At 27.7% G+C, this 22,649-nt stretch carries 28 protein-coding genes, 1 tRNA gene and 1 pseudogene; 7 read left to right on the plus strand and 23 right to left on the minus strand.

The window, feature by feature from the left end; translation table 11 throughout:
* The 3 genes from J2Z24_RS18935 to J2Z24_RS18945 all read right to left on the minus strand — a co-directional run.
* Window positions 1-462 (minus strand): helix-turn-helix domain-containing protein (locus J2Z24_RS18935; protein ID WP_209795126.1); only part of this gene is annotated, 462 nt, incomplete at its 3' end.
* 80 nt (window positions 463-542) lie between these two features.
* Window positions 543-731: a helix-turn-helix domain-containing protein gene (locus tag J2Z24_RS18940; RefSeq protein WP_035148838.1), complete on the minus strand. Its 189-nt coding sequence runs from the start codon at window positions 729-731 to the stop codon at window positions 543-545.
* 109 nt (window positions 732-840) lie between these two features.
* Window positions 841-1,023 carry a helix-turn-helix transcriptional regulator gene (locus tag J2Z24_RS18945; protein WP_242990802.1) on the minus strand — a complete coding sequence of 61 codons (183 nt, stop codon included), beginning with the start codon at window positions 1,021-1,023 and terminating at the stop codon, window positions 841-843.
* Between the two features lie 139 nt (window positions 1,024-1,162).
* On the opposite strand from J2Z24_RS18945, the gene J2Z24_RS18950 reads away from it, so the two are divergent.
* Window positions 1,163-1,801, plus strand: a complete 639-nt coding sequence (locus J2Z24_RS18950) for a helix-turn-helix domain-containing protein (RefSeq protein ID WP_035148837.1) — start codon at window positions 1,163-1,165, stop codon at window positions 1,799-1,801.
* Window positions 1,802-1,856: 55 nt separating this feature from the next.
* On the plus strand, window positions 1,857-3,029 hold the full coding sequence (locus tag J2Z24_RS18955; RefSeq protein WP_085059170.1) for a tyrosine-type recombinase/integrase: 1,173 nt from the start codon (window positions 1,857-1,859) through the stop codon (window positions 3,027-3,029).
* Between the two features lie 117 nt (window positions 3,030-3,146).
* On the opposite strand, the gene J2Z24_RS18960 is transcribed toward J2Z24_RS18955, so the two are convergent.
* Window positions 3,147-3,222: transfer RNA gene (locus J2Z24_RS18960), tRNA-Thr, on the minus strand.
* A 278-nt stretch (window positions 3,223-3,500) separates the two neighbouring features.
* On the opposite strand from J2Z24_RS18960, the gene hsp18 reads away from it, so the two are divergent.
* Entirely contained in the window at window positions 3,501-3,944 is a 444-nt protein-coding gene (gene hsp18, locus J2Z24_RS18965) for a heat shock protein Hsp18 (RefSeq protein ID WP_035151837.1), read from the plus strand.
* Between the two features lie 32 nt (window positions 3,945-3,976).
* Here the strand turns inward: hsp18 and J2Z24_RS18970 are convergent, their stop codons facing one another.
* The 13 genes and pseudogenes from J2Z24_RS18970 to yedF all read right to left on the minus strand — a co-directional run bounded on the left by J2Z24_RS18970 (window position 3,977) and on the right by yedF (window position 14,372).
* A complete protein-coding gene (locus J2Z24_RS18970) occupies window positions 3,977-5,311 on the minus strand; it encodes a replicative DNA helicase (RefSeq protein WP_035151835.1) in 1,335 nt (444 codons plus the stop codon).
* Window positions 5,312-5,355: 44 nt separating this feature from the next.
* On the minus strand, window positions 5,356-7,251 hold the full coding sequence (gene lonC, locus J2Z24_RS18975; protein WP_035151833.1) for a Lon family ATP-dependent protease: 1,896 nt from the start codon (window positions 7,249-7,251) through the stop codon (window positions 5,356-5,358).
* Between the two features lie 11 nt (window positions 7,252-7,262).
* On the minus strand, window positions 7,263-7,706 hold the full coding sequence (rplI, locus tag J2Z24_RS18980; RefSeq protein ID WP_035151830.1) for a 50S ribosomal protein L9: 444 nt from the start codon (window positions 7,704-7,706) through the stop codon (window positions 7,263-7,265).
* Window positions 7,703-9,694, minus strand: a complete 1,992-nt coding sequence (locus tag J2Z24_RS18985; protein WP_035151827.1) for a DHH family phosphoesterase — start codon at window positions 9,692-9,694, stop codon at window positions 7,703-7,705. The genes rplI and J2Z24_RS18985 overlap by 4 nt, the downstream gene beginning before the upstream one ends.
* Before the next feature lie 12 nt (window positions 9,695-9,706).
* Window positions 9,707-10,696: a YybS family protein gene (locus J2Z24_RS18990; RefSeq protein ID WP_035151824.1), complete on the minus strand. Its 990-nt coding sequence runs from the start codon at window positions 10,694-10,696 to the stop codon at window positions 9,707-9,709.
* Window positions 10,697-10,707: 11 nt separating this feature from the next.
* Complete coding sequence (locus tag J2Z24_RS18995) at window positions 10,708-11,025, minus strand: MazG-like family protein (RefSeq protein WP_035151822.1); 318 nt, start codon at window positions 11,023-11,025, stop codon at window positions 10,708-10,710.
* Between the two features lie 259 nt (window positions 11,026-11,284).
* Window positions 11,285-11,551, minus strand: a complete 267-nt coding sequence (gene rpsR / locus J2Z24_RS19000) for a 30S ribosomal protein S18 (protein ID WP_035151820.1) — start codon at window positions 11,549-11,551, stop codon at window positions 11,285-11,287.
* 134 nt (window positions 11,552-11,685) lie between these two features.
* A pseudogene (locus J2Z24_RS19005) lies at window positions 11,686-12,004 on the minus strand (single-stranded DNA-binding protein); the annotation flags it as partial.
* 11 nt (window positions 12,005-12,015) lie between these two features.
* Window positions 12,016-12,303 (minus strand): 30S ribosomal protein S6, encoded by a 288-nt coding sequence (rpsF, locus tag J2Z24_RS19010; RefSeq protein WP_035151815.1) that lies wholly within the window; start codon window positions 12,301-12,303, stop codon window positions 12,016-12,018.
* Between the two features lie 108 nt (window positions 12,304-12,411).
* Window positions 12,412-12,609 carry a DUF951 domain-containing protein gene (locus tag J2Z24_RS19015; protein WP_035151813.1) on the minus strand — a complete coding sequence of 66 codons (198 nt, stop codon included), beginning with the start codon at window positions 12,607-12,609 and terminating at the stop codon, window positions 12,412-12,414.
* Between the two features lies 1 nt (window position 12,610).
* Window positions 12,611-13,471, minus strand: a complete 861-nt coding sequence (locus tag J2Z24_RS19020) for a mechanosensitive ion channel family protein (protein ID WP_035151808.1) — start codon at window positions 13,469-13,471, stop codon at window positions 12,611-12,613.
* A gap of 48 nt (window positions 13,472-13,519) precedes the next feature.
* Window positions 13,520-13,768 carry a putative Se/S carrier protein gene (locus tag J2Z24_RS19025; RefSeq protein ID WP_035151806.1) on the minus strand — a complete coding sequence of 83 codons (249 nt, stop codon included), beginning with the start codon at window positions 13,766-13,768 and terminating at the stop codon, window positions 13,520-13,522.
* A 16-nt stretch (window positions 13,769-13,784) separates the two neighbouring features.
* On the minus strand, window positions 13,785-14,372 hold the full coding sequence (yedF, locus tag J2Z24_RS19030) for a sulfurtransferase-like selenium metabolism protein YedF (protein ID WP_035151804.1): 588 nt from the start codon (window positions 14,370-14,372) through the stop codon (window positions 13,785-13,787).
* A gap of 368 nt (window positions 14,373-14,740) precedes the next feature.
* Here yedF and J2Z24_RS19035 point away from each other — a divergent pair, with 368 nt between their 5' ends.
* From J2Z24_RS19035 to yyaC, 4 genes are read left to right on the plus strand one after another with little or no spacing between them, the layout of a single operon-like run.
* Window positions 14,741-15,379 carry a LysE family transporter gene (locus tag J2Z24_RS19035; protein ID WP_035151801.1) on the plus strand — a complete coding sequence of 213 codons (639 nt, stop codon included), beginning with the start codon at window positions 14,741-14,743 and terminating at the stop codon, window positions 15,377-15,379.
* A 21-nt stretch (window positions 15,380-15,400) separates the two neighbouring features.
* A complete protein-coding gene (locus J2Z24_RS19040) occupies window positions 15,401-16,555 on the plus strand; it encodes an aminotransferase class V-fold PLP-dependent enzyme (protein WP_035151839.1) in 1,155 nt (384 codons plus the stop codon).
* A gap of 5 nt (window positions 16,556-16,560) precedes the next feature.
* A complete protein-coding gene (ytvI, locus tag J2Z24_RS19045) occupies window positions 16,561-17,616 on the plus strand; it encodes a sporulation integral membrane protein YtvI (protein ID WP_035151799.1) in 1,056 nt (351 codons plus the stop codon).
* 55 nt (window positions 17,617-17,671) lie between these two features.
* On the plus strand, window positions 17,672-18,271 hold the full coding sequence (yyaC, locus tag J2Z24_RS19050) for a spore protease YyaC (RefSeq protein WP_035151796.1): 600 nt from the start codon (window positions 17,672-17,674) through the stop codon (window positions 18,269-18,271).
* A gap of 55 nt (window positions 18,272-18,326) precedes the next feature.
* Here yyaC and J2Z24_RS19055 read toward each other — a convergent pair whose 3' ends face one another.
* The 6 genes from J2Z24_RS19055 to rsmG form a co-directional block, all read right to left on the minus strand.
* Window positions 18,327-18,581: a YkuS family protein gene (locus tag J2Z24_RS19055; RefSeq protein WP_035151792.1), complete on the minus strand. Its 255-nt coding sequence runs from the start codon at window positions 18,579-18,581 to the stop codon at window positions 18,327-18,329.
* Window positions 18,582-18,662: 81 nt separating this feature from the next.
* Window positions 18,663-19,202, minus strand: coding sequence for a DUF4446 family protein (locus J2Z24_RS19060; RefSeq protein WP_035151789.1), 540 nt, complete (start codon window positions 19,200-19,202; stop codon window positions 18,663-18,665).
* Window positions 19,203-19,255: 53 nt separating this feature from the next.
* On the minus strand, window positions 19,256-20,107 hold the full coding sequence (locus J2Z24_RS19065; protein WP_035151785.1) for a ParB/RepB/Spo0J family partition protein: 852 nt from the start codon (window positions 20,105-20,107) through the stop codon (window positions 19,256-19,258).
* 2 nt (window positions 20,108-20,109) lie between these two features.
* Window positions 20,110-20,877: a ParA family protein gene (locus J2Z24_RS19070; protein ID WP_035151783.1), complete on the minus strand. Its 768-nt coding sequence runs from the start codon at window positions 20,875-20,877 to the stop codon at window positions 20,110-20,112.
* 156 nt (window positions 20,878-21,033) lie between these two features.
* Window positions 21,034-21,813, minus strand: coding sequence for a nucleoid occlusion protein (gene noc / locus J2Z24_RS19075; RefSeq protein WP_035151780.1), 780 nt, complete (start codon window positions 21,811-21,813; stop codon window positions 21,034-21,036).
* 113 nt (window positions 21,814-21,926) lie between these two features.
* Window positions 21,927-22,646 carry a 16S rRNA (guanine(527)-N(7))-methyltransferase RsmG gene (rsmG, locus tag J2Z24_RS19080; RefSeq protein WP_035151778.1) on the minus strand — a complete coding sequence of 240 codons (720 nt, stop codon included), beginning with the start codon at window positions 22,644-22,646 and terminating at the stop codon, window positions 21,927-21,929.
* Window positions 22,647-22,649 lie beyond the last annotated feature (3 nt).

The following is a 22,649-nucleotide window of genomic DNA, read 5'->3' on the forward strand; positions in this document are numbered from 1 at the left end:
TATTTCTAAATACTTCTCTTCTGTTTTGTCATTTTCAGAATGACTATATATATTATTAGTATTTGTATTAGTATTTGTATTAGTATTTGTTGTACCCCTTTTATGGGGTAGGTGTTCTCCCTTTTCTGGGGTTGGTGTTACCTCTTTTATGGGGTAACCCTGTTCATGGGGCAACCCTATTGTTGGGGTAGGTGTAATATCACATTTAAACAAATAATATTTACATCCTATTCCTTTTAAGGTTTCTTTTTTTACATATCCTTTATCAATTAGAGATTTTATAATTCTTATTAAAGTATCATCTTTTTTTATTTTGCTCCTTTGCATTAATTGCTTATAGCTTGGATAAGCATACCCCTTTTCTTTGTTGTAATAACTAATTAATGCTATTAATAATGATTGCTCTTGTATGTTCAATTCCTCATTATCTAAAATTTGATTATCTATGTTTGTATAACTCATCTACATATCAACCACCTTCTTATTTAAAAATTACAGCAGGGGCTACATTTGCTTTTATAAGGTGGCAACAGTTGCTTCCCCTAACATTCACTTTCAAAATTTCCACTTAGAAAATTATTTAAGGCTTCTTCATTAATCAAATATCTTTTGCCTACTTTCACGGCCTTTAATCTATTTAGAGCTATAGCCCTGTATATGCTTGTCTTGCTTATCTTACCTTCTAATAAGTCATTTACTTCATCGACTGTATAAACAGTTACTACTGCCATAATCTTATCTCCCTTCTTCTCATTTATCATATTTGAAGCATGGCACTTCTTATGCTTTGCCTGTGTTGTCATTAGATATGACTTTTTAAGATAGGTCATCGGTTGTACATTAATCGAAAAATAATTCCTGCACTGGTGTTTCAAGTAGTTCTGATATTTTTTTCATTAAGCTTAATCTTATGTCATATTCTTCTTTTTCAATTTTTACTAAAGTTGCTTTAGAAATGCCCAACATCTTTGCAAAATCCTGTTGTTTTATACCTTTTTCTATTCTTTTCAACTTAATTTTCACTTTTATCACCTTCTTAACTGATATTTTAAATATCCATTACCTTTATTATAGATACTACTAATATCCATGTCAAGTATTTTTTAAATGAATATATACTTTTAATATCGGTTATGCTAATATTATACTTGGAGGTGATACTTTGAATATTGGAGATAGAATAAAAAGCTTAAGAAAAAATAATGGATTAACTCAATCTGATTTAGCCAATATGATAAAAAAGTCAACTATAACTATAAGAAAATATGAAAGTGGAGATATAACTCCACCTTTAGATGTTTTAAATAATATAGCTAAGGTTCTTGGAGTTACTGTTAATGATCTATTAGAATTTGATGTAAAATTAGAAAATGGTGTTACCGCTAGTTATTCTTTTAAAAACCGAATACCAAATATTGATAAAATTAAAGCCAAATCATTATCAGAAAACGAATTAGAAAAAAGACGTATAGCATACCTAAAAAAGCTTTATGAAGAAAATCCTAATGATAAAAAAATATCAACTATTTATAAAAAAATTAATTCTACTGGTGTCTTATCTGATGAAGATATAGAATTCATTGATAGCTATAAACAGGCTGAATATGTTAATAATGCCCTTGGTGGTGATTTACTAATTATTCCTAGCGATGCAGGTAAAACCTTCGATTTATTTAAACAATTACTTATTAGTTTTGGATATACCGAGGATGAAATTGCAGGAAATACTGCTTATTTATTTAAAAAGATAAAGGCTCAAATTGAATTAGAAATGAAAATGCTAGAAGATGAAAATAAGTAAATTGTAGCTACTAAACAATTACTCACAGTAACTACATAAAAAGTGAGGTGATACTATGGCCGTAACTGTAAGAGAATATTATTCTAAAAGACAAAAAAAGAAAACCTTTGGTTATGAAATAGATATTACTATGCAAGGGCAACGTATAAGAGAAGTTAAAAGAGGTTTTAATACTAAAACAGAGGCCAGGGAAGATGGAAAAAGAAGAGAACTAGAAATTAAAAAACAAGGAAAACAGGGTTATGATGTTAATGATATTATTTCTAAAGATAAAAACAAAATTACAGTAAAAGAATTATTAGAGCTATGGATACAAACTAAAAAAGCTAATGTAGCTCCTAAAACTTATTCATTTTATGAATTTTTTATTGACATGATTATAAAAGACTTAGGAAATATCAAGGCCATAAAGTTAAAAACTGAACACATAGAGGTAGAAGTTAATAAACTTTTAGAAGAAGGGCTAAGCTCTACAACTGCTGGACACTATTATACAGTTTTAAATATAGCTTATAATTGGGCTATTATTAGAGGTTATGTTATAAAAAATCCTTGTGCCTTAATGAAAAAACCTAAAAAAGCAAAAAATGAAATGCATGTTTATAATGAAGGTCAGCTTAATAAGTTGTTAAATAGAATTAAACATATGACTTGCTATATACCTGTAATGCTTTCATCCACTACTGGAATGAGATTGGGGGAGGTTTGTGGTCTTACTTGGGATTGTGTCAATCTAGAAAATGGATTTATAGAAGTAAAAAAGCAGCTACAGGATGATAAAGGCGAACTCCAATTAACTCAACTTAAAACTGATGGAAGTAGTAGAAAGGTTATATTATTAGACTATACCATAAACGCTCTTAAGGAATTAAAAGAAAAGCAGGAAGAAAATAAATCCTACCTGGGTGATGAATATTCTAAAATTGATTATGTAATATGTAAAAATAACGGTGAACCTTATGCTCCTTCTTATGTTAGTCGAAACTACAGAAGAGTTTTAAAGGAATATGGAATATGTGAAGAATTAAATATTCCCTACATAAGATTTCACGATTTAAGACACACTCATACCACTTTATTATTAAAAGCTAATGTCCATCCTAAGATAGTTTCTGATAGACTAGGTCACGCTAACATTAAAATAACATTAGATACTTATTCTCACATTCTCCCTGATATGCAGGAAGAAGCTGTTAAAAAACTAAATAATATGATTCATTTAGATTAATTACTCCCCACCAAAATAAAAATGGTGGGACTTTTCATTTTAAAGCTCATTCCCCACCAAATTCCCACACCAAAACAGAATTAAAAGTTTTTCAATTTATATAAACATTGATGTTACTGGTGCTCCTGACAGGGTTTGAACCTGCGACCTGCTGATTACGAATCAGCTGCACTACCATCTGTGCTACAGGAGCATACTTTAATTTTACTACAATAAAACATATTATTCAATATTTGTATAGGCAAAAATATTATTTGGCATTTGTATAAATTTCATATTTTTCTTTAAATTTTGTAGTTTATTTTCAATATTTTTAAATAAACTAATATATGTAGAGATATTTATGTTTATCTAATTTCTTCCTTAAAAATCTCACATTTTTTAACTTTGACTTTCTTTGACCTTTGTATTATTATATATGTATACTAAATAATATATTTAAGAGATTATAATTAAAGGAGGTTATTAAGTATGTTTGATATGATTCCTTTTAGAAAAAATAATGATCTTTTAAAGAGAGGTGACTATTTCGATAGCTTTGTTGATAACTTCTTTAATAATGATTTTTTTAATCAAGTAAATTTTATTGGAAATAATTTCAAAGCAGACTTGAAAGAAACCAATAATTCTTATATGGTAGAAGCTGATTTACCTGGTATTTCAAAAGAAGCTATTAACGTAAGTTATAATAATAACTATTTAGTTATTTCAGCTAAGAGACAAGATGATAAAGAAGACAAAGGCGAAAATTATATTAGACGTGAAAGAAGATATGGTGAATTTAAAAGAAGTTTCTATATAGACAATGTAGATAAAGATAGAATTACAGCTTCTTTTAAAAATGGTGTTTTAAAAATAGAGCTTCCAAAATCACAAAAGGAAGATATTAATAAAAGAAATATTAAAATTCAATAATTAAAAAGGAGGAAATAAATCCTCCTTTTTAATTATGCTTGATGTATTACATCTAATCTTCCAAATTTACTATATTGTCCTAACCAAGCAAGTTTTACAGTACCTGTAGGACCATTTCTTTGTTTTGCTATAATACATTCTGCTACATTCTTATCTTCTGTTTCTTTATTGTAGTACTCATCTCTATAAAGAAACATAACTAAGTCAGCATCCTGTTCTATAGAACCTGATTCTCTTAAGTCGGATAGCATCGGTCTATGATCTGTTCTTTGTTCAGGTGCTCTAGATAGCTGTGACAATGCAATGACAGGACATTCCATTTCTTTTGCAAGAGCTTTTATAGAACGAGAAATTTCTGATACTTCTTGTTGTCTACTTTCTGACCCTCTACTTCCAGACATAAGCTGTAAATAGTCTATAACTATCATATCTATTCCATGTTCAATCTTCAATCTTCTACACTTAGATCTCATTTCCATAACTGATATACCAGCTGTATCGTCAATAAATATGTTAGCTGATGATAATGGCCCAGATGCTTTAGCAATATTTTCCCAATCTCTATCTTCTAAAGTTCCTGTCCTTAATTTTAGCATATCTACATTTGCTTCGGCACACAAAAGCTTATATGCAAGCTGTTCCTTTGACATTTCTAAAGAAAATACAGCAATACTTTTACCATCTCTTAATGCTGCATTTTGTGCTAAATTAAGCGCAAATGTTGTTTTTCCCATAGAAGGTCTTGCAGCTATAAGTATCATATCTCCTTTTTGGAATCCTGATGTCTTTGAATCTAATTCTGGAAAACCAGAAGGAATTCCAGTTACTCCACCTTTATTATTAAAAAGTCTTTCTATTTCAAGAAATCCTCTTTCAAGTACAGTATTCATTGGTTCAAAGTCGCTAGTATTCCTATTACTTCCTATATTAAATATTCTTTTTTCTGCTAAATCTACAATAGCTTCTACATCATCTTGTTTATTATAACTATCTTCTATTATCTCAGTTGAAGCTCTTATAAGCTTTCTTAATGTAGATTTATCTTTAACTATTGTTATATATGATTGCAAATTTGCAGTAGAAATTACAGAACTACACACTTGACTTATATAAGTAATTCCACCAGCATCCTCTAATTTTTCTTTTGTTTGAAGGCTTTCTGTAATAGTAACTAAATCTACAGCTATATCTTTTTGATATAAGTCTAATATAACATTAAAAATTATTTGATGGGCCTCTTTATAAAAGTCTTCTGAACTTAAGATTTCTAAAGTTTGTGCTATTGAAGTCCTATCCAATATCATTGAACCTAATATACATTGTTCAGCTTCTATATTGTTAGGCATACTTTTTAATGGCGTATTCATTTTTATCTCTCCTTGGCAGTAAGTTTAAACTTTTAAACTTATTTCTAAAATACTATATCCATTAATTCTTCTATGCTTTCAACAGCTTCTACTTCTATATCATTAAGTCCTACTGGAACTTCTTTAAAGTTATCTTTTGGTACTATTACACGCTTAATACCTTTTCTTCTTGCCCCATATATTTTCTCAAAAATACCACCTACAGGCTTAACTTTACCTCTTAATGATATTTCTCCTGTAATAGCTATATCTTGTTTAATTGGTTTACCTAAAAGTGCACTAATTATACATATAGTAATTGCTGCTCCTGCTGAAGGTCCATCTATTCTTCCTCCACCTATAACATTTACATGTATGTCATAGTCACTTATATCTTTATCTGTAAGTTTTCTTATAACTGATGCAGCATTAAATACAGAATCTTTTGCCATACTACCTGCTGTATCATTAAACCTTACTCTTCCATTACCTTTTTCCTTTGCTTCGAAAGCTGCTGCTTCTATTTCCAATGTAGATCCTATATATCCACTAACACCTAGTCCATAAATATGTCCTACTTCATATTCAGTTTCATCACCTATTTCTTCATAAGGAGTTAGTCTATTTATTCCTATAACTTCTTTTAAATCTTGTAGCTCTATTTTTACTATTTCCTTATCTGCATCAATGTTTTTATTATATAATACATATCCATATGCATCTGCTAATATATTTACAGCTTTTCTTCCTTCTATTGTATATCTGCTTATCATTTCTGGTATGTCTTCTGCTAGGTCTATATTTAATTTCTTAGCTGCATTTTTTACTATAGCTTGAATATCTTTAGGAGTTAAAGGCTGAAAATATACTTCAGTACATCTAGATCTTAAAGCTGGATTTATATCCTGTGGTTCCTTAGTAGTAGCCCCTATAAGAATAAAATCTGCTGGAGCTCCTTTTTCAAAAAGATATTTTATATATTCAGGAGTATTTTCATCATCTGGATCATAATAAGAAGATGAAAACTCCACCCTTTTATCCTCTAAAACTTTCAATAGTTTATTTTGAAGAATAGAATCTAATTCTCCTATTTCATCAATAAACAATACTCCTCCATGAGCTTCTGTAACTAATCCTGGCTTTGGTTCTGGTATTCCTACCTCAGCTAAATCTCTTTTACTACCTTGATATATTGGATCATGTACAGATCCTAATAAAGGATTAGTTATTTCTCTAGGATCCCATCTTAATGTTGTTCCATCTACCTCTATAAATTTTGCCTCTTCATCAAATGGAGTATTCTTTAATCTTTTTGCTTCTTCTAAAGCAAGTCTTGCTGCTGTTGTCTTACCTACTCCTGGTGGTCCGTATAGTATAATATGTTGAGGATATGGAGATGCTAACTTAGAGAGTAATGATTTTATTGCTATTTCCTGTCCAACAATTTCAGAAAAACATTCTGGCCTTAGTAAGGCTTGTAAACTTTTGCTGAGTCTTTTACCATCCAATACCTGTAATTGGGCATATTTTTTAAGAGTTTTGGCATTTTCAGGACCTTTTTGCTTTTTTATAATACCTAGTCTTATTTCATCCATATATTTGTTTTGTTTTTCCATTAAGTTTTTTTCAACTTGTTTTTCTATGTTATTTTGAACATATCTTTTAGCCAAATTCTCCGATATCCACCTATTAGTATCATCTAAAACCTGATAAACATTTTTTTCATCAGGAACAATCTTTGTTCCCTTACCATCACTTATTATTTTATTTAATGCATATAATCTTTTATAATCATCATCACTATCAATATATTCTTGAAGTTTAAATTTAACAGTTCTAGATCTTATAGTCTTCTCATCTAGCACTTTCTTCATGATTTCAAATAACACATTTATTTGTATATCTACTGGTAAAGCACTAGATTCTTCTTTGTCAATTTCGTTAATAAATTGTGATTTCACACTTATCCTCCTTATTGTTCTTCAACAATTACCTTGATTTTTGTAGAAATCTCAGGATATATCTTAACTTCTACTTCATATATTCCCAGTTGTCTTATAGCATCTACAACTATTTTCTTTTTATCTATGTCTACATTAAAACATTTTTTTAATTCTTCTGATATATCCTTACCTGTAATAGATCCAAATAACCTTCCAGATTCTCCTGATTTAACTTTTAACTTTATTTCTTTTCCTTTTAAATTATTTGCTATTTTTTGTGCTTCTTCAATTTCTGCAAGTTTTTGTCTTCTTTCTGCTTGCTTTTTATTATTTAATATATGCATATTAGAATCATTAGCTTCTATAGCTAATTTTCTTGGAAATAAGAAATTTCTTGCATATCCATCGGATGCGTTTACTACATCCCCCTTCTTACCTACATTTTTTACATCTGATAATAAAATTACCTTCATTTTTCTTCACCTTCCCTTAAGTATTTATCTATAGCACTTTCTAATTTCTCTACTGCTTCCTCAACTGAAACAGATTTAAGTTTAGCTCCTGCCATAGTCATATGCCCACCACCGCCTAAAGATTCTAGTAATACCTGCACATTTATATCACCAAGGGATCGGCCACTAATAAAAACTTCCCCTCCTATTTTAACAAATACAAAGGAGGTATGGATACCTGTAATATTTAGTAGCTCATCCGCTGCTTGCGCAGCTAAAACAGTATCTTCTATTATTGGCGGACATATAGATATGGCTATTCCATCTATAACCTTAGCTGACTTTATTATCTCATACTTTTTTAAATAAGTATCTAAGTCATCTGAAAATAACTTCTTCACATCTAAAGTATCTGCTCCAAGTCTTCTTAAAAAAGAAGCAGCTTCAAAAGTTCTTACACCTGTTTTAAAATAAAAGTTCTTTGTGTCAACACATATACCTGCAAGTAACGCCTCTGCTTCTATAATTTTTAATTTAGGTTTATCTACCATATATTGTATCATTTCTGTCACTAATTCTGAAGTAGATGAAGCATATGGTTCTATATAACTCAAAAGAGCACCTGTTACAGAATTAGTTGACTTTCTGTGGTGATCTATTATTACTAAACGTTTGCTTTTTTCCACTATATTAATATTATCTACATATCCAGTACTATGAACATCAACTAATATTAACAAACTTTCTTTATTCATAGTTTCTAATGCTTTTGAACTATCTATAAAAACTTTTTTATATTCTTCTTCCGATTTAAGTCTTTCCATCATAAGTTTAATGCTATTATTTATATTATCTAATATTATATAACATTCCTTATTTAAAAGCTTTACTGTACTATAAATTCCTACAGCTGATCCTAAACAATCTATATCAGCATTCACATGTCCCATTATAAATACTTTATCACTTTCATTGATTAAGTCCAATAATGCATGCGCTATAACCCTTGCTCTTACTTTAGTCCTTTTTTCAACCTCTTTGGTTTTTCCGCCATAAAACTCTAGCTTTTCTCCACTTTTTACTACTGTCTGATCTCCTCCTCTGCCTAAAGCTAATTCTTTAGCAGATACAGCATAATTTTCATTTTCTAAAGGTGTGTCCCCTCTTCTTCCTACCCCTATGCTTAATGTTACAGTCAACTTATTTCCCATATTTATTTCTCTTACAGAATCTAATATATCAAATTTTTTTTCCATTTCTTTTTGTATATACTTATCCTGAACAGAAAGTATATATTTACTAGAGGCATACTTTTTTAACATTGCATTTAAACTTTGAGCATAACTATTAATATTTCTTTCAATCTCTGCAATAAGTAAAGGTCTTTTATCCTCTTCTGTTGTTTTCACAACATCATCTAAATTATCAACTTCTATAAGCATTACTGTTTCTTTATTATCGTCTATACTTCTTACTATATTATACATGTCAGTTATATCACATAGATATACTAATATTATTTTATTTTTACTTCCTTTACTTTCAGATGTTTGAACTATATTAGTATATATATCATAGTAGTTATTTTTTATCTTAGCAGACTTTATAGAATTTCTTTTTCCATCTAATATATACTTTACATTAAATTCTGTAATAATTTCATTTATATTTTTTTCTAATATATTTTCTCCTTGCATTATCATAGAAAAATTTTGATTATACCACAATATACTTCCACTATCCCCTACAATAATCATTGGTAATGGTAGTTTTAATAATGTATTTCTTGTTGCATTATCTAAATTAGAAGAAAAATTTTCAATGAACTTTTTCCATTCTGTTTTTCTAGTTTCATTATTCTTTATATTATAAATTACTAATACTGCATAAAGCGAAATGGTCAATATCCCCAATTGAACATTATAATACATGATAATAAGTATAAGCATTGCTATTATAACCATATAGCTTTTATTTGAAGTAATAAAATAATTGTATCTTTTATCCATGGTAAGCCCTCGCTATTTCACTCCTAATTTCCTATTGGGATCTAACTTTCTAAAATCTATTATTAGATCCGCTAAACCTAATATAAAATACACAATTGAAAGTTGAGAAAACATCGTTAAAAATATTATTAATGTTATAACTCCCTTTGACATCTTATATCTGTCTTTTAAATAATATAATGCTACCGATAAACCATCAATAAAAAAAGCATATTGCAATAACAATTGAGATGACCCTGCTAAATATTCTCCAACTTCCACGTTTTGTCTTATTAATAATACACCTAAAAGTAAAAATATTGATAAAATGGCCCCTATCTTTACATTTATATGTATATGAGTAAATTTAGGAGCCTCCTTTATATTATAACCTAATTTTTTAAGTATAAGCTTTGTTACAATATAAGTTAAATATGCAGATACTAATGAGCCCATTATTAATATAGCAGGTACAACCTTTAATATATAATCAACATTAAAAATTTTTAGTATGTCTAAAATTGGTTTTAATTGTTCATTGCTTACTCCCATTTTAGTATAAAATTCTATAGCTGCATTTGCAGATTCTTCCATGATCTTTAACATTTCTCCAATAAAAGCTTTTAGGCTACTTCCACTTATAAGTTTTATATATACAGAAAAATCTATTACAGTTCCAATAAGAGATGCTATTGATAACAATATTAACATTATTGAAAACTCACTATTTTTCTTAATACAATAACCTAAAGTTATACCTGTAATTCCAAACATAATTGTTGAAGTTAATCCTGATAATGGACTATATAACATACCTACAAATATACCACTTGCTACAACAGCGGCTAAAGTTACTTTAAAATTATGTCTTAAAAATAAGACTGCTACTGGTATAGGAAGTATAAACCTTCCCAGTGTAGAAAATATAGGTATGTATACATTCATTAATGCCATAACAACGATAAGTGCTGTTATAAGGCCAGCTTCTACTGTAGCTCTGGTATTATAAATTCTGCTTTTCATATCTTCCTCCATTATTGTCTTTCTTTAAGATGTGAATAAAGCCTACTTAAATCCTTTCCTTCCTTTTCTATTTCATCATCTTCTACAATTCCCATCTTAAGCTTTTTTTTCATATTTTCATCTACTGCTGTATATGAGTATCCTAGCCTTTCAGCTAATATATATAATATAGTTATTGCCCCGGAAATGCAATCAAGTATAGCTCCCTGTGCTACATTACTTCCCCTAGTTAAAATTTTGAAAAAATCTCCAATTATACATACAAGCTCTGCCTTAAGTTCTTCTATAACTTGGATATTTCTCATTATATTAAAGTCTTCTTTTTTCATGTATACCTCCCCTTTAAACCATATATATATTTACATTATTTTAATATACCTATATACTATAAATTTATATTTTACATATACTTTAATTATATGGTTACTATAAATATTTTACAATACAAACTTAGGAGTCTTCTTTAACAATAAATATTATAATTTCATTTTTGTCTATTATTAAGATTTTTACCCAAAAATTTTAATAATAGACAAAAAAGATACCTCATAACTGAGATATCTTTTTATGTATGTTAATTTTCAACTATTATTCTGTTGTAAATGGTAATAAAGCTATATTTCTTGCTCTCTTTATTGCTTCAGTTAATTCTCTCTGATGCTTAGCACAGTTTCCAGAAATTCTTCTTGGAAGAATCTTTCCTCTTTCTGTGATATATTTTCTTAATTTATTTATATCTTTATAATCAATGGATTCTGCTTTGTCAACGCAGAATGAACAAACTTTTTTCTTAGCTCTTCTCATTCTTCCGCCGCCTCTTCTACCATTAGATTCTCTTCCAGCTTCTCTACTCATTTCATTCCCTCCTTACTTTTAAAATGGGATTTCTCCATCATCTACTGGAGTAATATCTTCTCCATAAGATTCAGCATCAAAACTTGATGCTGAATGAGACTCAAATCCTTCATATTGAGGTCCAGCTGATTGCTTATTTCCCCATTCTAAGAATTGAACTTCGTCCGCAACTACCTCAGTAACATATCTTCTAGTTCCATCTTTAGCTTCGTAGTTTCTTGTCTGAATTCTACCGCTAACACCCATAAGCCTACCCTTGCTCATGTAGTTTGCTGTAGATTCAGCCTGCTTTCCCCATACTACTACAGGAATAAAATCCGCTTCCCTTGTACCATCTTTGGAAAATCTTCTATCTACTGCTAAAGTTAAAGTGGCAACAGCTGTACCATTACCTGGTGTAAACCTTAGTTCTGGATCTTTGGTTAATCTACCAATTAAAACAACCTTATTCATCCAAGCACCACCTATTTTTCTTCTTTAATAATGATATGTCTAATAACTGAATCATTGATTCTAAATAATCTGTCTAATTCTTTCGGTAATTGTGGTTCAGCAGAAAAGTTTACTAATGTATAGTATCCTTCATTAATTTTGTCTATTTCATAAGCAAGCTTTCTCTTGCCCCATAAATCAACGTTTTCTACTACTCCACCAGCATTTTCTATAACACCTTTAAATTTTTCAACGTTAGCTGTAACAGCTTCTTCGTCTAATGATGGGTGTAGTATAAATATTGTTTCATATTTTCTCATTAGAATTCACCTCCTCCCCTTGGACTAACGGCTGTGGTTTCCACAGCAGGGACTACCAAATAATTTTATCACTAATAAAAATAAAAATCAATACATTATATTATAATTTTATATTTCTTCACTACTCTGTATCACTTTTTTCATATCTTTTTCGAACTTACTTCTTTCTAGCATTACAATCCTGTCACATCTACAACATTTTATTTTTATATCAGCTCCCATCCTTATTATTTTCCATTCCTTACTTCCACAAGGATGAGTTTTTTTCATTTCTACAATATCTCCAAGATTAAAAACTTTAGCCATACTATTCCTCCTTTAATATTCTTACCCTTGGATATGGTCTTTTTATATTCTCTTTGTCTAATATATTCTTTATTTCTTTTCTTAAATCCATTTCTACATCCCATTGTGTCATAGTTTTAGCCTTTCCTACTATTCTAATTGTAGTTGCAGTTTCTTTAAGTTGAATTACTCCTAAAACATCTGGCCCTTCTACAACATTTTCATTTTCTTGTTTAAATTTTTCACAAACTCCTTCTATTATTGAAATTGTATTATCTACATTTTCATCATTTGCAATATCTATATCTATTAAAATTCTCATATTACCTCTAGAATGGTTTGTTACCTCTCCAATTGAACCATTAGGAATTATATGTAGATCTCCATTAAAATCTTTTAATTTCGTTATTCTAAGCTCAATACTTTCAACAATACCACTCTTATCTTTTATAGTTATATAATCTCCTACAGCATATTGATCTTCAAATAATATGAAAAATCCATTTATCACATCTTTTATTAGATTTTGTGCTCCAAAACCTATGGCTACTCCCCCTATACTTGCAAAAGTTAATCCTTTTATATCAAATAATATTTCTATTATTACAAATATGCCAAAAAAGTACACCGAATATCTAAGAATACTCTTTAAAATAGCTCCTAATGTTTTAGATTTTTTTTCATTTAATGAAAATCTCATTTCATTTTGTCTTTCAACAAATCTATTAATAACTTTATTTCCTATTTTTATTATTATATACATTAGTACTAAAACAACTACCACTCTTATAAGGTTATATAATATTCCATATATATTTTCTTGATCTATAACTTTTAAGAGCTTATTCCATTTAATATTTGCAAAAAAAACTTTATTTGTCATTGTATAAATTCTTCACCTCATAATTTATATAAATATTTTACTAAAACATTAAACAACTAAATTATACTTTGATTCTTTACATATATAAATATTTTTTATTTTTATTTTTCCTTCATCTTTAAATTGTTCAATCTTTTTTATATATTCACTGTGTACTTTTACACTTATTCCACAACTTTTAGTTATACTAGTAGGAGTAGGCATTATCACCAATGAAATATCCTTTTCTTTAAGAAAATTTTCACACTGTATAGCTTCTAATGTATTTCTAAATGTTAATATAAAATATTCATGCACTGATATTCACCACACATTATATTTTTATAGTGTTAGTTGCATCATTCATTTTTTCCACTATAGTATACATATTTGATATTTCCCCAATCTCTAGTTTCTCTTTTAGTTCATAATAATCTAAACAAGTTCCACAACTTAATATACTAGTTCCCTTTTGTTCAAGTTTTTTTAAAATATCTAATACTTCTGATCCTTTAGTGGTCAACAATACTCCTCCATTCAAAAATATCATATTACCTGGTATATTGTCACTTTCTGAAAGGGCAAACAAATAACTTTTCATTAATATTCTTCCCAGCTCATCACTTCCGTCCCCAAGTTTATCTGTAGATATTATTATTGTTGTTGTTTTATCTTTATTATTTTTTTCTATTAGATTACAGCCAATTTGTTTTATAATAAATATTCTATATAAATTTTTTGATTCTTCTTTTAGTTCACCATTGTATCCACTATTTTTGCAAAATTTTAATATATTACTCTTAGCAATTTCATTGTCTATTATTATTTCAGCTTCGCCAACATCTATAGAATCAAAATATTTTTTAGTTTGAATTACTGGTTCAGGACATTTTAATCCCCTACAGTCTATTATTTTTGACATAACAATTCCCCCTTTTTAATTAGCTTTTTAGTCGCTTGCAAAACCTCAAGCCCCTTAGGGCTCGAGGAATTTCAAGCTTTATCAAAAGGATTTCCCCCACTCAATGTCAAATTTATATAAGTACCACCAAATATAAATTTAAGGAGGAACCCTTATAATCAATTTTAAAAACCAAATTCATCTTTGTAATATTTAGTTTTTTAAAATAATAGTTTTTCAATCAGCTAAATTAGTTTTATTAATAATTTAAAGTCTTATATAATAATATTACATATACAATTATTATACAATTTTTAAATCTTGCTCTATAATATATAATGTAATATTATACTATAATTATAACAAACTATTGTAAAGAGGATATATTTATGAATAGTATTTTAAATATACTCAAACCCTTTTTATCAGGATATTTTATAGGTATTATTATATCTATTCCACCAGGTCCTGCTGGAATAGAAAGTATAAAAAGGACTATTACCAAAGGTTTTAGGGAAGGATTTATATTATCACTAGGTTCTATATCTGCTGATGTAAGTTATCTTTTATTTATAAATGCTGGACTTTTAAAATTTTTAGGTGCTAACTCTAACAAGGAATCCTTATTTTGGATTATATCTGGTTCTTTACTAAGTACTATAGGTTTTACTTCATTACACCATAAAAAATTAACTCTAATAGACAAAAACATACTTTCTTCTATACCATTTTTGATGGGTTTTTTAATTACTTTTTCAAATCCAATGACTCCCTCTCTATGGTTAACTTTAAGTAGTACAATTATAAAAAGATGGTACTATATAAGCAATATCAGTTATTATATTTTTACTTGTTCAATAATTGTTGGAATGGTAACTTGGTTTGGTTTTCTTAATTATTTTGCATTTAAAGGTATAAACCTGCTAGGAAAAAACTTTACATGTAAAACTTCAAAAATATTAAATATATTTATATTCATCTTAGGAGTAGGATTTATTATATTTGGTTCAATACATCTATTTTACTGATTATTAAAGGAGATGATTTATATAAAAGTATATCTAGATAATGCAGCTACTACTTATCCAAAACCAGATTGTGTATATAATGGCATGATGAATTATATGAAAAACATTGGTGCTAGTTCGAGCAGAGGTGCATATTGTAATGCCTTAGAAAGTAGTAGACTTGTATATAATTGTAGAAAAGAATTAAGTTTATTTTTTAACTTCCCCAAAATTGAAAATGTTATTTTTACACCAAATGTTACTACTTCATTAAATATATTATTAAAATCAGTTATAAAAGATGGATGGCATATAATAACTTCTTCTATGGAACATAATTCTGTTTTAAGACCTTTAAATTCCATAGAAAAACATAAAAATATCGAAATTGACATAATACAATGTAATTCTAATGGATTAATTCCAATTAATGAATTTAAATCTAAAATTAAACATAATACCAAACTTGTAATATTATCTCATGCTTCAAATATAATAGGTACAATTCAGCCATTAGAAAAAATAGGAGAAATTTGTAAAAATAAAGATATTTACTTTATTATTGATTCTGCTCAAACTGCTGGTAATATCCCTTTAGATTTTAATAAACTTAAGTTTAGTGCCCTAGCTTTTACTGGACATAAATCATTGATAGGTCCCCAAGGTATTGGAGGATTTTTAATAACAGATGAATTAAATAATGAAGCTATACCTTTTATAGAAGGTGGTACTGGTAGTGAATCTGAAAATCCATTTCAGCCTAGTTTTCTGCCTGATAAATTTGAAAGTGGAACATTAAATACACCTGGAATAGCTGGACTATATGAAGGATTAAAATTTATCAAAAATACAGGAATAAACTATATTAAAGAAAGGGAAACTTATTTATTTAAATATTTTTTACACCATTTATTAAATCTAGATTTTATAAAAGTATATGGACATAATCCTAATCTTTTATATACTCCTACTATGTCAATAAACTTAAAAGACATGGATAGTTCAATGTTATCTTTTATATTAGATAGAGATTTTGGAATTGCAACTAGATCTGGTCTTCACTGTGCTCCATTAGCTCATAAGACAATAGGATCTTTTCCTTCTGGTACTGTAAGATTTAGTATTGGTTTTTTTAATACAATGGATGATATAAACTATACTATAAATAGTTTAATTAAGATATATAAGAGGAAGTGAACTTAATGAACAAAATAATTGAAAAGTTAGATAAAATTATTGCTTTCTTTATCATTTATTCTCTTTCATTCATAATATTATTTAAAGCTTTAAACTATACTTTACCATTTGTATTAGCTTTTCTGTTTTCTTTAATTTTAAGAAAACCTACTGAATTTTTAATTAATAAGTTTAAAATAAAAAAAGGCATTGCTGCTTTATTGACTACTTTAATATTTTTTACATTAATATTACTAATATTATCCTTAGGTATAACTTCTTTAACTAGAGAAGCTATTCAACTTGGTAAAAGCAGTCAAAATTATCTAGCTAATAATTCAAACAACATATATAATTTTTTTAGCAGCTTAGAAGGTTATTATAATAATTTAGATCCATCTATTACAAGTGCTATAGAAAAAAATTTATCAAATTCATTATATGAGCTTTCTAATTTCACTGTGGCTGCTACTAGTGTGATAATTCAAAGTGTAATTTCCTTCTTAACCTATATACCATATTTATTTATGGTTATATTATTTACATTAATTTCAACATATTTCTTTACAAAAGATTTGACTTCTGCAAAAAACAAAGTTTTAAACTTTATAGCCATAGATAATCCTGATAGAATTCATTCTATATTTAACCAATCAAAAAAATTGCTAGCAAACTATGCTTTTTCTTATATGTTAGTTATATGTATAACTTTTATTGAAACCTTAATCGGGTTTCTGTTTTTAAAAGTAAAATATGCTGTAATATTAAGTGCTATTGCTGCAATATTTGATATATTGCCTATCCTAGGAATAGGAGGAATATATATTCCATTAGCTCTAATTTATTTCTTTATAATTAAGAATTATTTTACAGCTTTGGGCATTCTTATCTGGTACATTATAGTTACAGTAGTAAGACAGATATTGGAACCTAAAATAGTATCTTCTTCTCTAGGAGTACATCCGGTTTCAATATTAGCTGCTATTTTTATTGGATTAAAAGCAAATGGTATTTCAGGAATGTTCTTTTGCATATTTTTAGTGATATTTTATAAAGTATTAAAAGGCGTAAAAGTATTGTAATAAATTGTATAAAAAACCTCACTGTGGACATAATCCCAAACAGGAGGTTTTTTATATGAAAGAAAAAATAGTTATAGATTCTTCTGTAAATAATTCTATTATAATGTTAAGAGATATTTTATGTGAATATTTAATTCCTATTATAAAATCTGAAAGGCCTATTGTTATTCTTTGTATAGGTTCTGATAGGTCTACTGGTGATAGCCTTGGACCACTAATAGGTTATAAACTTCGCTTTCTATCAAGAGAAAACTTATATATCTACGGTAGTTTAGATAATCCTGTTCATGCTAAAAATTTGTGTGAAATAACATCAAAAATTCAAAATGAATATAAAAATCCATATATAATAGCTATAGATGCATGTTTAGGTAATGTTCAAAACATAGGCAAGATATGTATAGAAGAGAAAGCTTTATGTCCTGGGTCAGCAATGAATAAAAATTTACCCCCTATTGGCAACTTAAGTATAACAGGAATAGTTAACATTTCAGGAACTCTTGAATTTATGGTTTTACAGAATACAAGATTAAATACTGTAATGCAATTAGCTGATGTTATTTCCAAAGGTATATATCATTCAATATTAAAAACTATCGGTGGTAGAAAGCCACAAAAACACTTGTCAACATTTGGTATAGAAAATCATATATAATAATATAAATAGCCAAGTAACATGTTTTCTTGGCTATTTATATTATTATTATTTTTTAAAATATTGAATTATATGTTCTATTATTAAGTATGTATTCTATTTCGTCTATACTTTTACTTCCTGCATCAACAATTAAGGTTCCATCCCTATTTATAGTATTTTTCATGCTTAACTTTAATAATCCACCATCTTTTAAATTACATATTACTGCATCACAAGAATCATTCTCTAACGTATCTATCACTTTATAGCCTCTTTTTTTTAATTCTTCTCTTATATATTCAAGTTCTTCTGAAACACATACAGTCATAAAAAAACCTCCTTTAAAGTAATATTACCATAAAGAAGGTTTTTTATTCATATTTATATAATAAATACTAAATTTATTTACTTAAAATTTACTTATGTTTAAATCCTCATCTAAAGTTAATTTTACTTTATTCATAGCATCTTTTAATACATATTTTTCTTCATCTGAAAGTTCGTATCTTGATAATCCTTTATCAATTGGCTTAGCATAAGTTGTACTTTCATTTCTTCCATATATTCCAGTAAGTATTACCCCATTATTATTATTATCTAATAAAGCTATAGAATAACTTAAATCACTTCCTACATCTTCAAATGCTCTATATCTTACTATTGATACTTTTTGAATACATGCATTTAATTTACTATCTAGTGATTTATATAACTTTTTCATATATTCTGTTTCCTCAGTAGACTTATCAATTCTATCTAAATATGTAATTACTAATTCCTCTATACTTTTACTATCTGTTCCTCTCATAAATTTTCTATACCTATCTTCCAGCCTATTAATTGCTTTAAATTGTATTATAATTGTAAAAAATAATATTATTACTATTGCTGAAAGTGCTATTACAATTATGCTTTGAAAATTGCTTATAAAGTTTAACACGTTGTCCATTACTTTTTTCTCCTTTCATAAATGTTTCACATGAAACATTTCGTTAGTTATATTTATAACTTTAGAATATCCAATATTCTTTGTAGATCCTCTTCTGAATAATATTCTATCTCAATTTTACCTTTATTCTTTTTATTATTAATACTTACCTTTGTACCGAATAAGTCTTCCAGTCTATTCTTAACATCTATATAATAAGGATTATTAATATTATTATTTTTAGATTTCTTTTTATCATTACTTGTATTTATCATACTTTTTATTAATTTTTCTGTTTCTCTTACACTTAAATTTTCATCTATAATTGTTTGAGATATTTTATATTGTAATTCTTTATCTTGTAATGGTAATATTGCCCTACCATGACCTTCAGTTATTACTCCATCAATTAAATAATCTTGAACTCTTTCATCTAAATTAAGTAATCTTAAACAGTTAGTTATGGACACTCTAGATTTTCCAATTCTTTTACTCAATTCTTCTTGTGTCAGCCCGAAGTCATCAATAAGTTTCTTATATGCCTTAGCTTCTTCAATTGGATTTAAATCCTCTCTTTGTATATTTTCTATTAATGATATTTCTAAAATAGACCTATCACTTAAATCCATTATTATAGCAGGAACATTTTTTAGTCCAGCCATTTTAGCTCCTCTCCAACGTCTCTCTCCTGCAACAATAATATATTTATCACTTTCTTTTTTTACTATTAACGGCTGTATTATACCATGTTCTTTAATTGATTCTGATAACTGAATTATTCCTTCTTCATCAAATTTTTTTCTAGGTTGCTTACTGTTAGGCTTAATTAAATCTATTGCCAATTCACTACTGCTAGTTATATCCTCATCTATTTCTTCAGGAATAAGAGCTCCTAAACCTTTACCTAATCCAAATTTTTTATTCATATTTAACTATTTTGCCTCCTTAAAAATTCTTTAGTTAAATCTTCATAAGCTTCTGCGCCTTTGCATTTTCCATCATACAAAACTATAGGTAAGCCAAAACTTGGTGCTTCAGCTAATCTAATATTTCTTGGTATATTAGTGTCATACACTTTATCTTTAAAATATTTTTTAACTTCTGAAACTACCTCATTTGAAAGATTAGTTCTACCATCATACATACTCATTATTACGCCTTCTATCTCCAAATTTTTATTTAATGATTTTTTTACTAATTGAATGGTATTAACTAGTTGTCCAACTCCTTCTAATGCATAAAATTCACATTGAATTGGTATTAGTACACTATCTGAAGCTACTAAAGCGTTTAATGTTAATAAACCTAAAGATGGTGGACAATCTATGAAAACAAAATCATATTCATCTTCAATTTCACTAATCTTTTCTTTTAATATCCCCTCTCTATTTTCTTTTCCTATTAGTTCTACCTCTGCTCCTGCTAATTCCATAGTAGATGGTGCTATACAAAAATTATTTATAAGTTCACTATGTTTAATCACGTCTTTAATTCTAACATCAGAGGTTAATAAATCATAAACTGAAAAATCTAATTTTCTTTTATCTATGCCCAATCCACTAGTTGTATTTCCCTGTGGATCTACATCTATTGAAAGCACCTTATATCCTTCCATACAAAGATATGAACATAAATTTATATTAGTAGTTGTCTTACCTACTCCACCTTTTTGATTAAAAATAGAAATAACTTTCATATATATCCCCACCAATCTTTCTTATGTAATAAATATACTATATTAATTATATATTCATTATAATAATAATAAAAGTACTTTATTAAAATAAAAATAGAAGTTCCTTAAAACAGAAACCTCTATTATAAATATTTATAATGTTTCACGTGAAACAATCTATTTTTTTGGTATACTAATTGTAATTTGTATTTTATCATCTAATTCTTTTGACGTATATTGAGCTGTTACTCCATATTTATCAAAAACTTGTTTTACAGTATTTATATAAACTTTAGCACTAAATATACCCTTAATTCTTTTTCTTCCATCTTTAGCTAAATTATTTTCTGTTATTTTAATTAATTCTTTATTAATAAGTTCTTCAGTTTTCTTTACATTTAAAGATTTTTTTATTACAGTATTTAAAACTTTTTTTTGTAATTCTTCTGTAGGTAATTTTAATAATGCTCTAGCATGTCTTTCTGTTAAGTTACTTTCTAAAAGTTTTTTTCTAATTCTTTGTGGAAGCTTAAGTAATCTTATTTTATTAGCTATAGTAGATTGTTTTTTCCCAATAAGCTCTGCTAATTTTTCTTGAGTATAACTATGTTCTCTTATCAAATTATAATAAGCTTCTGCTTCTTCCAAAAAATTCAAATCTTCCCTTTGTATATTTTCTAATAAAGCTATAGCCGCAGACTCTTTGTCTGTTACATCAACAATAATAACCGGTACCTCTTTCAGTCCTATTTTTTTAGCAGCCCTTAACCTTCTTTCACCTGCTACAAGCTCATATCTACTATCTCCCATTCTTCTCACTGATAGAGGTTGGATTATACCATAACTTTTTATTGATTTAGCTAGTTCATCTATGGCTTCTTCATTAAATATTTTTCTTGGCTGATATACATTAGGAGAAATTAAATCAATATTTACATAGTTTATATTTTCTTCCATAATTAAACCATCCCTCTTATGTTTTCCTTTAATTAACAATTCTCCAAACTTACTTAAAATCCTTCTTTATTTAATAAAATTTCTATGACAAATTGCTACAGAATAAATATTATTTACTTAATTGGATTCTTAGCTGCTGCTCCCGCTTTTCTTGGATATTTTGTTGGAGTATTTTTTATCTTTTTTATTACTACCAAATTATGCTGTAAATCACTTTCTTCTATTTCTACTTTTACAATCTGTTCTATTTTTCCACCTAAAATATCTATGGCCTTTTTCCCTTCTTTTATTTCCTCTTCAACAGAAGGCCCTTTCATAGCTACAAAATATCCTCCTACTTTTACATAAGGTATACAAAACTCGCTTAATACAGCTATATTTGCAACAGCTCTTGATACTACAGCATCAAATTTTTCTCTATATTCATCTTTTTTTGAGAAATCTTCCGCTCTTCCGTGAAGTGTATTAATATTATTAATTTGTAACTGACTTATAACTTCGTCTAAAAACTTAATTCTTTTATTTAGTGAATCTAATAAAGTAAATTCTTTATTTTCATCTACAATTTTCATAGGTATTCCTGGAAACCCTGCACCTGTTCCAATATCTATTACTTTTTTACATTCTTTTAAAGGAGAGAATTTATAAATCTTTATACTGTCTATAAAATGCTTTTTTATAATAGCTTCATCTTCTGTTATAGCAGTAAGATTAATTTTTTCGTTCCATTCTTTTATTAAATCCTTATACTTTATGAATCTATTATATTTTCCCTCATCAAACTCTATATTAACATCCTTACATGCAGAACTTAAAAGATCATAATATTGCATAAT

It is taken from the genome of Clostridium tetanomorphum, from assembly GCF_017873215.1.
Lineage (GTDB): Bacteria > Bacillota > Clostridia > Clostridiales > Clostridiaceae > Clostridium_AO > Clostridium_AO tetanomorphum.